Origin of the sequence: Kocuria sp. LUK, assembly GCF_021012935.1 — a bacterium.
Classification (GTDB): domain Bacteria; phylum Actinomycetota; class Actinomycetes; order Actinomycetales; family Micrococcaceae; genus Kocuria; species Kocuria flava.
The window spans coordinates 1-14,309 of the sequence record NZ_JAJMZI010000002.1; the positions used below are offsets into that span (position 1 = coordinate 1).

Annotated in this window: 12 protein-coding genes; 3 read left to right on the top strand and 9 right to left on the bottom strand. The window is 74.3% G+C overall.

Annotated features, from left to right (window positions below):
* Positions 1-386: 386 nt before the first annotated feature.
* Positions 387-1,328 (bottom strand): aldo/keto reductase, encoded by a 942-nt coding sequence (locus LQU92_RS02885; protein WP_230660693.1) that lies wholly within the window; start codon positions 1,326-1,328, stop codon positions 387-389.
* A gap of 178 nt (positions 1,329-1,506) precedes the next feature.
* Here LQU92_RS02885 and LQU92_RS02890 point away from each other — a divergent pair, with 178 nt between their 5' ends.
* Positions 1,507-2,880, top strand: a complete 1,374-nt coding sequence (locus LQU92_RS02890) for an MFS transporter (RefSeq protein WP_230660696.1) — start codon at positions 1,507-1,509, stop codon at positions 2,878-2,880.
* On the opposite strand, the gene ppgK is transcribed toward LQU92_RS02890, so the two are convergent.
* Together ppgK and LQU92_RS02900 are read right to left on the bottom strand one after the other, a co-directional pair.
* Positions 2,853-3,689 (bottom strand): polyphosphate--glucose phosphotransferase, encoded by an 837-nt coding sequence (ppgK, locus tag LQU92_RS02895; protein WP_230660699.1) that lies wholly within the window; start codon positions 3,687-3,689, stop codon positions 2,853-2,855. The genes LQU92_RS02890 and ppgK overlap by 28 nt on opposite strands.
* Positions 3,690-4,033: 344 nt before the next feature.
* Positions 4,034-4,486: an Lrp/AsnC family transcriptional regulator gene (locus LQU92_RS02900; RefSeq protein ID WP_230660702.1), complete on the bottom strand. Its 453-nt coding sequence runs from the start codon at positions 4,484-4,486 to the stop codon at positions 4,034-4,036.
* A gap of 131 nt (positions 4,487-4,617) precedes the next feature.
* On the opposite strand from LQU92_RS02900, the gene LQU92_RS02905 reads away from it, so the two are divergent.
* Positions 4,618-5,235, top strand: a complete 618-nt coding sequence (locus tag LQU92_RS02905; protein WP_230660705.1) for a LysE family translocator — start codon at positions 4,618-4,620, stop codon at positions 5,233-5,235.
* Between the two features lie 161 nt (positions 5,236-5,396).
* On the opposite strand, the gene treS is transcribed toward LQU92_RS02905, so the two are convergent.
* On the bottom strand, positions 5,397-7,751 hold the full coding sequence (treS, locus tag LQU92_RS02910; RefSeq protein ID WP_230660708.1) for a maltose alpha-D-glucosyltransferase: 2,355 nt from the start codon (positions 7,749-7,751) through the stop codon (positions 5,397-5,399).
* A gap of 144 nt (positions 7,752-7,895) precedes the next feature.
* Positions 7,896-8,549, bottom strand: coding sequence for a LysE family translocator (locus tag LQU92_RS02915; protein ID WP_230660711.1), 654 nt, complete (start codon positions 8,547-8,549; stop codon positions 7,896-7,898).
* 64 nt (positions 8,550-8,613) lie between these two features.
* On the opposite strand from LQU92_RS02915, the gene LQU92_RS02920 reads away from it, so the two are divergent.
* Positions 8,614-9,714 carry an alanine racemase gene (locus LQU92_RS02920; RefSeq protein ID WP_058857440.1) on the top strand — a complete coding sequence of 367 codons (1,101 nt, stop codon included), beginning with the start codon at positions 8,614-8,616 and terminating at the stop codon, positions 9,712-9,714.
* A 16-nt stretch (positions 9,715-9,730) separates the two neighbouring features.
* On the opposite strand, the gene ygiD is transcribed toward LQU92_RS02920, so the two are convergent.
* From ygiD to LQU92_RS02940, 4 genes are all read right to left on the bottom strand, one after another.
* Positions 9,731-10,609 (bottom strand): 4,5-DOPA dioxygenase extradiol, encoded by an 879-nt coding sequence (ygiD, locus tag LQU92_RS02925; RefSeq protein ID WP_230660714.1) that lies wholly within the window; start codon positions 10,607-10,609, stop codon positions 9,731-9,733.
* 122 nt (positions 10,610-10,731) lie between these two features.
* Positions 10,732-12,276, bottom strand: coding sequence for a PTS ascorbate transporter subunit IIC (locus LQU92_RS02930; RefSeq protein WP_230660717.1), 1,545 nt, complete (start codon positions 12,274-12,276; stop codon positions 10,732-10,734).
* A 13-nt stretch (positions 12,277-12,289) separates the two neighbouring features.
* Positions 12,290-13,117: a PTS sugar transporter subunit IIA gene (locus LQU92_RS02935; protein WP_230660720.1), complete on the bottom strand. Its 828-nt coding sequence runs from the start codon at positions 13,115-13,117 to the stop codon at positions 12,290-12,292.
* Positions 13,118-13,177: 60 nt separating this feature from the next.
* Positions 13,178-14,083 (bottom strand): esterase-like activity of phytase family protein, encoded by a 906-nt coding sequence (locus LQU92_RS02940; protein ID WP_230660723.1) that lies wholly within the window; start codon positions 14,081-14,083, stop codon positions 13,178-13,180.
* Positions 14,084-14,309: the final 226 nt, after the last annotated feature.

A 14,309-nucleotide genomic window follows, 5' to 3' on the forward strand; every position in this document is an offset into this window, starting at 1 on the left:
GCGACCCGCGGTGCCGGGACCGCGCGGTGGACAGGAGTTGCCGCGGACCGGGACGCGCCGGCGCCCGCACCCCGGACGGGGAGCGGGCGCCGGCCGGCCGGCACCCCCGAGAGCGATGCCCCAGGACGCGGCCGTGCGGGACCTCAGCGCAGCGAGGCGAGGAAGTCCAGGACCATCCCGAGGATGGCGGTGAAGTTGGGGTTGAAGAAGGCGTCGAGGACGAGGGACAGCTCGATCATGGGGGTTCCTTCCGAAGGGGGATGAAGGCGGTGCACGGACGACGACGGGGGTGCCGCCGCCCGACCTCAAGTTAGCCGAAGCGAACGCGGCGGCCCAGGGTCACGGCCCAGATGACGGCCCCGGCGGCGGTCCGTCCGCGGGCCGGGTCAGGCGAAGGGCCGGGAGGCCTCGTCCAGGGCGGCGACCTCGTCGGCGGTGAGCTCGAGGCCGGGTGCGGCCACGAGGGCCGGGACCTGCTCGGGCGCCGAGGCGGAGGCGATCGGGGCGGTGGCGCCCTTGGCGAGCAGCCAGGCGAGGGCGACGGTCGCGGGCTCGGCCCGGTGCGCCCCGGCCACGGCGACGAGGGCGTCGACGACGGCGAGGCCCTGCTCGTTCAGGTGCGCGGCGGCGGCCCCGCGGCGGGCGCGGCCCTCGAGGTCGGCCGGGGTGCGGTACTTGCCGGTGAGGAACCCGGAGGCCAGCCCGTAGTAGGGCAGCACGGCGGCGCCGTGCTCGCGGGCGACGGGGGCGATCTGCCGCTCGTAGTCCCGCCGGGCCACGAGGTTGTACTCCGGCTGGATGGCCGCGGGCACCGTCAGGCCCTCCCGCTCGGCGGTCTCGAACCACTCGCGCAGCCGCTCGGAGCCGTAGTTGGACAGCCCCACGGCGCGGATCTTCCCGGCGCGCACGAGCTCGTCGAAGACGGCCGCCTGCTCGGCGACGGGCACCGACTCGTCGTCGTGGTGGGCGTAGTAGAGGTCGATCCGGTCGGTGCCCAGCCGCCGCAGGGAGTCCTCGAGGGCGGCGACGACGTTCGCGCGCGCCAGCCCCGGCCGCTGCGGGTGGGCGCCGACCTTGGTGGCGAGCACGATCTCGTCACGGTTGCCGCGGGCGGCCAGCCACTGCCCCAGCACGGTCTCGGACTCGCCGCCGGTGTGGCCGTCGACCCACGCCGAGTAGACGTCGGCGGTGTCCACGAAGTTGCCGCCGGCGGCGGTGTAGGCGTCGAGGACGGCGAAGGACGCGTTTCGGTCGGCGGTCCAGCCGAAGGTGTTGCCGCCGAGGTTCAGCGGGAAGAGCTCGAGGTCGGTGCGGGGCAGACGGGCCATGGCGGGGCACTTCCGTTCTCTCGGGGGGCATCTCGTGGGGTCTCCACCCGGCACAAGCGGCGGCGGGCCCGGGCTGTTCCCGGCGGCCCCTTCCCCTGGCGGCGGGGATCCCTAGAATCGAGGGGTCCCGCCGCGGCGCCCGTCGTCGTCGGCGCCCTGACCCGAAGGATCCCCGCGCATGACCGCCTCCCCCGCCGCCCCCGCGTGGCCCGTGCCCCGGACGACGACGAACCGCGTGCTGCTGGCGTGCTGGCTCGCGATCCTCGCCGAGGGCTACGACGTCGGCGTGCTCGGCGCCGTCCTGCCCGCCCTCGCCGAGTACCGGGCGTGGGACCTGACCCCGCTCGAGCTGGGCGGGCTCGGCTCCTACGCCCTGGTCGGCATGCTCGTCGGGGCGATGGTCATCGGCACGCTCTCCGACCGGGTCGGCCGCCGCCGGATGATGCTCGTCTCGGTGGCGCTGTTCACCACGATGCAGCTGGGCGCCGCCCTGGCGCCCAGCCCGGAGCTGTTCGGGCTCTTCCGCCTGCTCGGCGGGCTCGGGATGGGCGGGATCATCCCGGTCGCGGCCGCGCTGACCATCGAGTACTCCCCGCCGCGGCGGCGCTCCTTCAACTACGGGGTGATGTACTCCGGCTACTCGCTGGGCATCCTCGTCGCGGCCCTCGTGGCCCTGGCCCTGCTCCCGGAGCTGGGCTGGCGCTGGGTCGTGGGCGTCGGCGCCCTGCCGGTCCTGCTGCTGCCCCTGCTGTCCTTCCTGGTCCCGGAGTCCCTCGAGCACCTCATGGCCAAGGGGCGCCACGAGGACGCCGCCCGCACGGCCGGGCGGCTGGGCGTGGACCCGTTCGTGCCCGCCGACTGGACCCCGGCCCCGGCGGCCGGTGCCACTGCCCGTCCGGTGGGCTGGAGGCAGTCCCTGGCGGCGATGTTCGCCCGCGGCTGGCTGCGCCCGACCGTCTTCTTCTGGATCTCCCTGTTCTGCGGGATGGTCCTGGTCTACGGGCTGAACACGTGGCTGCCCGCGATCATGCGCGCCGCCGGCTACGAACTGGGCCCGGCCCTGATGTTCCTCGTGGTCTTCAGCCTGGCCTCGGCGATCGGCGGCATGGTCCTCGGGCGGGCGGCCGACGCGTGGGGCAAGAAGCTGGTCCTCGTGGTGTTCTACCTGCTCGGCGGGGCCGGGATCCTGCTGCTGATGTTCCCCAACAGCCTCGTGGTCAACTACGTCTTCGTGGCGCTGGCCGGGGTCGGCTCGATCTCGACCTCGCTCGTGCTCACCGGCTGGGTCGCCGAGTACTACCCCGCGCACTCGCGGGCCACGGCCACGGGCTGGGCGCTGTCCTTCGCCCGCGTGGGGGCGATCTCGGGGCCGCTGATCGGCGGCTGGATCGGCTCGGCCCAGCTGCCGTTCCAGTGGAACTTCGGGGTCTTCGCCGCCGTGGCCCTCGTGGCCGCCGGCGCCGTGGCACTGATCCCGCGCACGCCGCGCACCCCGGCGGCGGGCGGACCGGCCGCGGCGGACGGTCAGGCCGCGGCCACGCTCGCCCGGTAGGCCTGCAGGGCGGTCCCCACGATCCCGGCGGCGTTGCGCAGCTGCGCCGGCACCACCCGGGCGCGCAGGCGCAGGTGCGGGACGAACTCCTCCTGCCGCTCGCTGATCCCGCCGCCGAGCACGATCAGGTCCGGGGAGATCAGCATCTCCAGGTGGGTGAGGTAGCGCTGCACGCGGTCGATGTAGGTGGGCCAGTCGAGGCCCTCGGCGATCCGCGCGGAGGCACCCGCCCAGCCGTCGACGTCGCGCCCGTCCAGCCACACGTGGCCGAGCTCGGTGTTGGGCACCAGGGTGCCGTCGAGGAACAGGGCGGAGCCGATGCCGGTGCCCAGGGTGATCATCAGGACGGTGCCCGGCTCGCCGCGGGCCGCGCCGAAGCCGGCCTCGGCGAGACCGGCGGCGTCGGCGTCGTTGAGCACGGCGATGCTCCGGTCGAGCCCCTCCGTGAGCAGCCGGCGGGCGTCGACGCCCAGCCAGGAGTCGTCGAGGTGGACGGCCGAGCGCACGATCCCGTCGTCGACGATCCCCGGCACACCCACGCCCACCGCGGCGAGCGGCTCCTCCGCCTCCGCCTCGAGCTCGGTGAGCACGCCCTGCAGGGCGGCCACCACGGCCGCGGGGGTGGCCGGGGAGGGGGTGGGCACGCGGCGCACCGGCCCGGTCGTGGTCCCGCGCAGCGGGTCGACCAGGGCGTACTTGATCGCCGTGCCGCCGATGTCCAGGCCCGCGCACAGCGGCGCGGACCGGCGCCCCTCCGGGGCGGCAGGGGGTGCGGGGATCGCCACGCCGGGCGAGGAGGTGCAGGTCATGAGGCGGTCCTGGTTCGAGGGAGAGCTGCGCGCCCACGGCAGGACGGCATCTCGTCGACTTTACCGCCGGACCCCGACGACGGACGTCGCCGCGGGCCGGCGCGGAGGAGCACCCCGGGCGCGGGCGTCCCGCCCCGGGCGGGACGGGCACACGAAGCGGCCCGGCGCGGGCGGGGCGCCGGGCCGCTTCCCCACACTCGAGGGGCGGTGTGGTCGGGAATCCGCTCGACCGTCCCGGGGAGGGTGGGAGCCTGATTCACCTCGCCGGGCGGCGGCCCGACGTTCCTCAGATTCTAGGCGCGATCCGTGTCCCTGTCACCCGGGACAGGGGAATCCCCGGGCGGTCACAGCGGCAGGGGCCGGTCCTCCACGACGCTCTTCATCACCAGCGTGGAGCTCAGCCGCTGCACCCCGGGCAGGGTCGCCAGGCGGTCGTCGTAGAGCACCTGGAAGGCGGGCAGGTCGGCGGTGACCACCCGCAGCAGGAAGTCGGGGTCGCCGAACAGCCGCTGGGCCTGCACCACGTTCGGGATCTCGGCGATCGCCGACTCGAAGGCCGCGACCGTGCCGCGGTCCTCCTCGCGCATGGTGACGAAGACCAGGGCCTCGAAGGCCAGCCCGAGGGCCCGGGCGTCGAGCTGGGCGCGGTAGCCGGTGATGGCCCCGGAGGCCTCCAGCGCGCGCAGCCGGCGGTGGCACGGCGAGACGCTGAGCCCCACCCGCGAGGCCAGCTCGGTCAGGCTCAGCCGCCCCTCCTGCTGGAGCTCGGCAAGAATCGTGCGATCGACGTGGTCCATGGAGCTGATTCTTCCCCGAACACCCCGGTTCCGGGGGAATCCTGGAAGCACTTTCGGCCCCGTGGCGCCTAGTCTCTGTCGAGGACCCGCCGGGTCCGGGGAGTCCAACTGCGGGCAGAGCGAGGTCGGGCATGGAGCTGAGCACGGTGGCCGCCTTCTGGGCGGTGTCCTTCCTGCTGGTACTGGTGCCGGGCGCGGACTGGGCCTACGCGATCACCGCCGGGCTGCGGGAGCGCACGGTGCTGCCGGCGGTCGGCGGGCTGGTCGCGGGCTACGTGGGGCTGACCGCCGTGGTCGTCGCCGGCGTGGCCGCCCTGGTCGCAGGCTCGCCGCTGGTCCTGACCGTGCTCATGACCGTCGGGGCGGGCTACCTCGTGTGGCTGGGCGTCGGGGCCCTGACCCGCCCGTCCGCGCCGGCGGCGGCCGGGGCCGCGAGCACGGGGTCGTGGCTGCGCCAGGCCGTGAAGGGGGCGGGGGTGAGCGGACTCAACCCCAAGGCGCTGCTGCTGTTCCTGGCGCTGCTGCCGCAGTTCACCGACCCGGGTGCGCCCTGGCCCTTCGCCGCCCAGATCGCCCTGCTGGGGCTCGTGCACACCGCCAGTTGCGCGGTCGTCTACACCGCGGTGGGCACCGGGGCCCGCCGGGTGCTCGGTGCGCGCCCGGCCGCGGCCCGCGCGGTGACCCGCCTGTCCGGTCTCGCGATGGTCGCCGTCGGCGTGGCCCTGCTCGTCGAGCAGCTGCCGGGCTGATCACCGCCGCGGACCGGTTCCGCGCCCGGCCGACCGGACCGGGGCACGACCGCGCCGCCCATCGGACAGGCCCCCGCAGCTCCCGGGCCGGGGCGCGGATGACACCCCGTCCCTGCAGCCCCGGTGGCGCGCCGGCGGCCTCCCGGGAGGTCGACCGGTCCTCAAGCGTCGTCCGGCTGCACCTCGGGTTCCACCAGCAGAGCGGTGCCCCCGTGGGCCGGCAGGGTCAGGAAGAAGCTGTGCAGGTCGTCGACGGTGCCGACCTCCTCCCCGGTGAACGCGTCGGTGATCCTCGCCCCGGTCTCCAGGTGGGCGGACCGGACGCTGCCGCTGACCTCCTGGGCCGAGAAGTTCAGGACGGTGAGCTGCAGCCGGCCCGTCGCCGGCCGGTGGACCATCACCAGCAGCCCCCGCTGGGAGACCTCCGGCACGTCCAGCAGCGCGGCCGTGGCGATCCCGTGCTCCTCCCGGACGGCCAGCACACGTGCCAGCCGGCGGGCGAAGGAGCTCTCGTCGGCCAGCTGGTCCGGCAGCGCCTCGTAGAGGGCCCTGGCCCGGGGCATGCCGGAGGCCGAGACCTCCGCGTCGGGCCCGGTCCCCATGAGGTCGTGGGCGCCGCGGTTGATCCACCGGGTGTCCCCCTGGGCGATCAGCGGCGCGACCTGCTCCCTGCTCAGCGGCAGGACGCCGCGCAGGTCCCAGCCCGACAGGGCGAAGACCCCGGGCTGCAGCGCGTTGTACATCGCCAACAGCACGTGGACGTCGCGGATCCGGGCGGTGTCCTCCTCGGTGATGGTGCTCAGGTCGCTGATGCCCAGGGCGGCGGTGATCACGCTGGCGGTGGTGCAGGCGATCCCGTTGGTGGTGAACACGAGGTTGTAGGGGGCGGCCTCCCCCGTGATCCGCTCCCGCAGGGTGGACTGCACCTGCTCGGCCAGCTCGGCCCCGGTGAGCTCCTGGCCGCCGAGCTCGAAGACCTCGTCCTTGTGCCGGGTGGTGAAGTGGACCAGTTCGTAGGTCAGCTCGTCGTGGTTCTGCATGGCGTGGACCAGCCCGGCCTGGTCCACGCCGATCTCCATCGCCTGGCGCAGGGTCAGGCGCAGGAACTCGGTGTCCCCGGTGACGAGCGCGTGGTGGTAGCCGGGGCGGGTGATGAAGTCGTAGGAGAGGTCCGGGCCGGTCCGGGAGGTGGTGTGGATGTCGTCGATGCTGAGGTTGAGCTCCTGGAAGGTGAACCCGCCGACCTTGCGCACCATCGAGCCGATGAGCTGGTTGGCGGCCTCGGACAGCGGGTGGCCCTCCGACCAGCCGGCGGCCTCCTCCGCGCCCTTCTCCACCCCGAGGAAGCCGTTGGCGTCCAGGCGCAGGGCGCCGGTGCCCAGGTCGACCAGGGAGTGCAGGGCGTCGCCGATGACCATGCGCATCCCCGAGAAGGTGGGGTCCAGCCAGTTCAGCGAGGGCTGCCCGGCCTTGAAGTAGTGCAGGTACACCCAGCGGCGCACCTGCCCGGTGGTGTCCACGACCGGGCGGGTGACGCTCCAGTTGGTCTCCTTGACCCCGGGCTCGTAGAAGATCACCCGCTGCAGCTCGCCGATGATGTACCCGGCCTCCTGCAGCGCCCGCTCGGCGTCGCGGTCGAGGTTGACCGAGTCCTCCCCCGCGGGCACCTCCGGCAGCAGGTGCCAGTCGGACTCGGGGATGTCGATCATGTGGTAGAGGCCCGGGTAGTCGCGGTAGTTCATCTCCGCCAGCCGGAAGTCCGCGCCCTTGCCGGTGTGCCCGGGCACGATGTCGTCGATGATCGTGCCCCCGTGCTCCTTGGCCACCTCGCACATGGCACGGAACTCCTCCTCGGTGCCGAACACGGGGTCGATGGCCATGCTGATCCGGTCGAAGTGCCCGTCCACGCTGGGGGTGTACTCCCAGCCCTTCAGTCCTCCGGCCCGCTTGACGGGACCGGTGTGCACGGCGTCGATGCCGATCCGCTCGAAGGTCTCCCAGAGCCCCGGATCGCCCATCGCGGCCAGGAACGACTGCCCCGGCGCGGTCATCAGTCCCAGGGGGTAGGCGGTGAACCACACCGAGGCCGCCTCCACCGCGCGCCGGGGGCTGGGGTGGGCGTACGGGTTCTGCCACATCCCCGCCTGGCCCGACAGCTGCCGGGCGAGGATCCGAGCGTCCCCGAGCATCGACTGGTTGCGCAGCCACTCCACGTAGGCCCTGTTGCGCCCGTCGGGCTCGAAGGGCGGCTTCAGGTCCGCGTACTGCTGGTTCCGCCGCGCCCGGGGCCGCAGGGCCCGCGGGCGCGCCGGGTAGAACGCCTCGTCGTAGGTGACCTCCGCGGGCGGGGCCTCGGGGAGCTCCTCCTCCGGCGGGGCACCCGCGGCGTCCTCGGCGGCCGGGCGCTCCCGGGTCTCCGGCACCTCCGGGGAACGGGACGCCGGACGGGAGTCCGCGCCGGGGGCGGGCGCGGCCGGGGCGGCATCGGCGGGCTGCGAGGGATCCGAACGGGACATGGTGCGGGCTCCTCCATCGAGGTCGCTGGGCCGGGGGGCCCAGAAGGTCCGGCTGGGGAACGGGACCTGGACCGGAACGTCCGGGGCCCCACCAGCCTTCACCAGCCTACTGATCAAGAACCCGGCCGTGCTACGGCCGGGCTTTCAGCGGGACGGCGCGTCCAGCAGCAGCTTCCCGCCGAAGGCCATCAGGACCGCCCCGGTGACCCGGTCGACCACCGCGAGCGCCCGCGGGTCGGAGAGCCACCGGCGGGCCCAGCCGCCGCCGAGGATCAGGGCCGCGAACCAGGTCATGGTCAAAGCGCAGTGCACGCCGGCGAGGACCGCGCCCATGAGCAGCGGGGAGGTGTCCGGCGGGAGGAACTGCGGGATCGTGGCGATGTAGAAGACGCCGACCTTGGGGTTGAGCAGGTTCGTCCCGGCACCGACGAGCCAGCCGCGCCAGGCCGAGCCGGGGACCTCCGGCGTCGTCGCGCCCGTGGCCCCCGTCCCGGGGCCGCCGCGGAAGGAGGCCCGGATCATCGAGATCCCCAGCCAGAGCATGTAGGCGGCCCCGGCCGTGGTGAGCACCCGGTAGGCGAGCTCGGAGGCGGTGAGCAGCGCGGAGATCCCCACGGCCGCGGCGACACCCCACACCATCGCGCCGGTGGCCACGCCCAGGGCCGTGGCCCAGGCGTAGGAGCGGGTGCGGGTGAGGGTGAGGGCGGAGCGCAGCACGAGGGCGGTGTCCAGGCCGGGGACGAGGGTCAGCAGCCCGGCGACCACGGCGAAGGCGAGCACGGCGTCGAGGATCGTCACCGGATCAGCATAAGGAGCCCCGTCCTACGATGGACGCATCCGCCCGCACCGCACGAGGAGTCCCGTGGACCGCATCCCCGAGCAGATCGACACCCCGGACGTCCTGATCGAGAAGGACGTGCTCGAGCGCAACGTCGAGCGGACGGCCGCGGCCGTGCGCGGGAAGGGGCTGGCGCTGCGCCCGCACGCCAAGACGCACAAGGTGCCCGAGATCGCGGCGCTGCAGCTGGCGGCCGGCGCGGCGGGGCTGACGGTGGCCACGATCGGGGAGGCCGAGGTCTTCGCCGCGCACGGGGCCGAGGACCTGTTCATCGCCTATCCGCTGTGGGTGGGCCCGCGGCAGGCCCAGCGCCTGCGGCGGCTCGCGCGGGACGCCCGGGTCGCCGTGGGCACGGACTCGGCCGAGGCCGCGACCACGATGGGCGCGCACCTCGGGGACGCGGCCGGGCGGATCGCGGTGCTCGTGGAGGTCGACAGCGGCCACCACCGCAGCGGCGTGCGCCCCGAGGCCGCCGGGGACGTCGCCCGCGCGGCGGTGCGGGCGGGACTGCGGGTGGAGGGGGTCTTCACCTTCCCCGGCCACAGCTACGCCCCCGGGATGCCCGCCGAGGCCGCCGCGCAGGAGCAGGAGGCGCTCGCCCGCGCCGCCGCGGCCCTCGAGGAGGCCGGGATCGAGGCGCGCGTGCGCAGCGGCGGGTCCACGCCCTCCGCGCTGCTGACCGAGGCCGGGACCGCGACCGAGGTGCGCCCCGGGGTCTACGTCCTGGGCGACGCCCAGCAGCTCGAGCTGGGCCGGTGCGCCCCGGAGGAGATCGCCCTGACCGTGGCCGCGACCGTGGTCAGCCGCCACGAGGGCGGCGGCGGGATCCCGCGGCGGGTGGTCCTCGACGCCGGGAGCAAGGTCCTCGGCAGCGACCGCCCCGCGTGGGCCACCGGCCACGGCCGGCTGCTCGACCACCCGGAAGCCCGGATCAGCGCGCTCTCGGAGCACCACGCGACCGTGCTGTGGCCCGCGGACCAGGAGCTGCCCGCGCTCGGGCGGCGGCTGCGGGTGGTGCCCAACCACGTGTGCCTGACGATGAACCTCGTCGACGACGTCGCCGTGGTCCGCGGCGGCGACCTGCTGGAGCGGTGGACCGTGGCCGCCCGCGGCCGCAACTCCTGAACCCCGCCGGGGCCGCTCAGATGTTGGAGCCGTCCGGGGGCAGGTCCGCCGGCGGGCGCGGGGAGCCCGCGCCGTCGGCACCCTGCGGGCACTCCAGGCCCAGGGTGTAGGCGGTCATCGACAGCGACCCGTAGGAGTAGCCGTCGACCAGCACCGAGGTGTCCGCTCCCCCGGCCGCGCCGGCGAGGCCGGCCAGGTACAGGGACGGGATGAAGTGGTCGGGGGTCGGCACGGCGTGGCCCCAGTCGCGGTGGGCGTCGAGGGTCGTCAGCTCGGTGGGGTCGGTGAGCATCCGCTCCTTGGCGTCCTCGTTGAACCGCCGCGCCCAGTCGTAGCCGTCGTCGGTGAGCGCCCAGTCCATCCCGCCGAGGTTGTGCACGATGTTGCCGCTGGTCACGATGAGCACGCCCTGCTCCCGCAGCGGGGCGAGCCGGGCACCGAGGTCGAGGTGGTAGTCCAGCGGCTTGTCGGCGTTGATGCTCATCTGCACCACGGGGATCGAGGCGTCGGGGAAGGCGTGGGTGAGCACCGACCACGTGCCGTGGTCGATCCCCCAGCTGTCGACGTCGGCCCCGACCCAGGTGGGGCGGACGGTGTCGCTGATCTCCTCGACCAGCCCGGGCAGCCCGGGCGCCGGGTACTGCACGTCGAAGAGCTCCTGCGGGAAGCCGTAGAAGTCGTGGATGGTGCGCGGGTCCGGCATCGCGGTGACCGCGGTGGCGTTGATGTACCAGTGGGCGCTGACCACGAGGATCGCCCGCGGCCGCGGCACCGCCGCCCCGAAGGCCCGCCACGCGCTGGTGTAGCGGTTGACCTCGAGGGCGTTCATGGGGCTGCCGTGGCCGAAGAACGCGGCGGGCATCGTGGTGGTCGGGGCGGGGGTCTCCGGGCTCATGGCGTCTCCTCGGCCCCGGGCGCCGGGGCCCGGTCGTGGCGGGTCTCCGTCGTCGTCATCGTCCCCCCGGGGACCACCGCGGGACAAGACCGGGACTCGGAGCGGGAGCTCGGGCCGGGAGCTCAGGCCGGGGGCGGCGGCGGGGCGGGCGCGCCCTTGGGGGGCGCGATCCGCGGGTAGGCGCGAGCCGAGCCGGCGGCGGCCGCGGCCGGCTCCTCCTCGCCGGCGTCCCCGGGCCAGGGCCGGCCCGGGGACGGGTCCCAGCGGGCGTCGACGACCTTGCGCTGGACCAGCACCGCCAGCCCCAGGACGGCCAGGCCGATGAGCGCCATGACCACGATCCCACCCACGGCGCCGATCCGCGCGGCGGAGCCGACGGCGACGCCGAACCAGCCGAAGTCGGCGTCGCCGAAGGTCGTGTTCTCGGAGCCGAAGGTCCCCAGCACCGAGAGCAGGAAGGCCGGCAGGAAGGTGATGAGCAGGCCGTTGACGAAGCCGCCGGCGAGCGCGCCGCGGCGGCCGCCGGTCGCGTTGCCGTAGACCCCGGCCGCACCACCCGTGAAGAAGTGCGGGACGAGCCCGGGCAGGATCAGGGCGAGCCCCAGGGCGGGGTTCAGCCACGCGGAGAGCACGAACAGTCCCACGAGCCCGCCCACGAAGCTGGAGACGAAGCCCAGCAGCACGGCGTTCTGGGCGTAGGGGAAGACGATGGGGGCGTCGAGGGCCGGGATGGCCCCGGGGACGACCTTCGCGGCGATGCCCTGGAAGGCCGGGACGAGCTCGCCGAGGATGGTGCGCACGCCGAAGAGGATCACGGCCACGGCCACGCCGAACTGCAGGCCCTGGGTGATCGACATCATGATGTAGTTGCCCACCCCGGTCGCCCCGTCGGCGAACGCGGTGAAGGCCTCCTCCTCCCCGGCACGCACGAGGAAGAGCACGGCGAGGACCACGTACATCAGCGCCATCGACAGCGCGGTGGCGACCATGGAGTCGCGCAGGAAGCGCAGGCCCTCCGGCAGGTGGGTCTCCTCGGTGGAACGGCTCCTCTTCCCCACCAGCTGCCCGACCGCGCCGGCGGCGACGTAGCCGGCGGTGCCGAAGTGGCCGATCGCCACGCTGTCGTCGCCGGTGATCCGGCGGGTCCACGGGTGGGCCAGGGCCGGCAGGGAGACCATGAGGATGCCCAGCAGCAGCGCGCCCAGCAGCACGGTCACCCAGGCGTCGTAGCCGGCGGTGGCGAGGATGATGGTCAGCATCGTCGCCATGAACAGCACGTGGTGGCCGGTGAGGAAGACGTAGCGCAGCGGGGTGAAGCGGGCCAGCAGGAGGCTGACGGCGAAGCCGAGGATCATCAGCCACGCGACCTGCGCCCCGTACTCGGCCTGGGCGATCCCGGCGATGGCCTCGTTGGTGGGGATCACGCCCTGGGCGCCGGTGGCGCCCAGGATCATCGCGCCCAGCGGCTCGAGGGAGGCGACCACGAGCGTGGCGCCGGCGCCGATGAGCAGGAAGCCCAGCGTCGCCTTGATCGCCCCGCCCACGATCTGCCCGACCCCCTTGCGCAGGGCGGCGAGGCCGACGGCGGTGATGATGCCGATGAGGAACGCCGGGACGGCGAGGATCTCGCTGACCAGGAACTCGGGGATGCTGACGAGCCAGTTCACGCTGCTCCTGCTCCTAGACGTCGTAGAGCTCGCGCAGGGCGGCGTCGAGCTCGGCGGTGCTGGTGAAGTTCTCCACGACCCGCACGGGCACGCCCACGTCCCCGAGGGTGCGGGCGATCTCCCCGGAGGTGAGGATGCAGTCGGCCTCCTTGGCCTTGCCGCGGGCCGAGATGGTGTCGGTCGCCTCGACCGTCAGGAACGGGGACCAGCCCCAGCGGTCCAGGACCTGCTCGAGGGTGTTCTTCAGGAACAGGCTCGTGCCGAGGCCGTTGCCGCACACGGTCAGGATCTTGTTGCGGCTGGCCGCGGCACCCGCCGTCGTCGCCCGCTCCGCCCCCGCGTCCGGCGCCGCGGCCCCCGCGGGGCGCTCGCCGGCCGGGGACGACGACGGGGCGCCCTCCGTGAGCACGGCGAGCACCTCGTCGGGCGTGGCCGCGCGGTCGAGGGCGGCCCGGCGCTCCGGGGAGCCCAGCACCGTGGCCAGCCGGCGCATCGCGCGCAGGTGCTCCTTCGGGTCCTTCGCGGCGAGGGCGACGACGAGGCTCACGGGGTCGTTGGCGTCGTGGCCGAACTCGACCGGCTCGGCCAGGCGGACCCAGGACATCGCCGTGCGGTGGACGGCCTCGGAGGGGCGGGCGTGGGCGAAGGCGAAGCCCGGCGCCACCACGATGTAGGGACCCTTCTCCTCGACGCTGTCGATCATCGCCCGCGTGTAGGCGCCGGTGACCGCGCCCTCCCGCTCGAGCAGCTCCCCCGCCGCGGCGATCGCGGCGCGCCAGTCGGCGGCGGCCGCGTCGAGGTGGATGGAGTCCCTGGTCAGCAGCCGGTCGAGGTCGGACATGTCCCCATGTTACGCCGGTGCCCGTGGGGTGTCCCGGGGTCGGCGCCGCCGGGGCCCGCGCTACCGCGTCTCGACCGCACCCGGCAGCAGGCGGTGGTCGACCCTGAGATCCTCCAGCAGGTCGATCGTGACGAACGGCATCCGGTACGTGCCGTCCGCGGCGGCCAGGCGCTGCGGGTCGGCGGCGTCGAGCAGGTCTACCAGCTCGCGGTTGTCCGCGCAGCCGTCCCGGTCCCGGTCGCGGGTGTCGACGAGAAAGACCTTCTTGAACTGTGCGTCCTCGGCCTGGGTGTCGTCGCGCTCGAGCATGAGGAACTGGTGGGCACTGACCGCGACGAGGTCGCCCACGCTGCACTCCGGCCGCTCCATCCGGTAGCCAATGAACTCGCCCGTGAAGGCCGTGGCCCGGTTCCCGGCCCCGAGGCGCACCTCGTAGATCCGGCGGTCGGCGGCGAGGCCGGCGGCCCCGTCCTCCGCCGTGACGCCCGCGAGCATCAGGTACAGCGTCCGGGAGCTGGGGACGATCGCCATGCCCTCGAAGCCCTTGGAGTCGGCGAAGTTCGCCGCCGGGGCCTGCGTGTCCGGGTCGGCGGGCGAAGTGACCCCGGGCAGCTTGACCGGTGCTTCGAGCAGCCGCCCCTGCGCGTCGGTGTGCAGCAGGCAGGGGCCGAACTCGTCGCCGAACCACAGGGTCCTGTCCTTCGCGACCTGTATCGACTCGAGGCCGAAGTCCCAACCGGTAAGCATCCGGTCCGGCGCGGGGCAGACGCAGCCGGCGGGCAGGTCACCGGCGGCCGCACAGCCGCCATCGCGCCAGATCTCCCAGCCGATGTGGCCCTCGGGGTCGGAGAAGGTCGTCGTCCCCAGCGCCCGGGTCCGCCCGCCGTCGAGGGCGGCGGCGATCCGGTGCACAGCCAGCTGGTAGTCGCGGCTGTTGGCCTTGGTGCCGAAGCCGTTGTCCGACATCGCCAGCTAGGTGCCGTCCCCGTTCGAGTGGACCCCGGAGAAGCCCTGGACGGGTGCGGCCGGGTAGGCCGCGTCCGAGCGGCCGTCGAGGAACGCGCCGGAGGGCCCGGAGCCGGGCCACGAACGTGTCGGCCAGCAGCACGGAGAACCCCGAGACCTCGGGCACGGCGGGACACTCCCCCACCGGTGCGTGCGGGTGGGCGGCGGCGAGGCAGGCGAGAGCAAG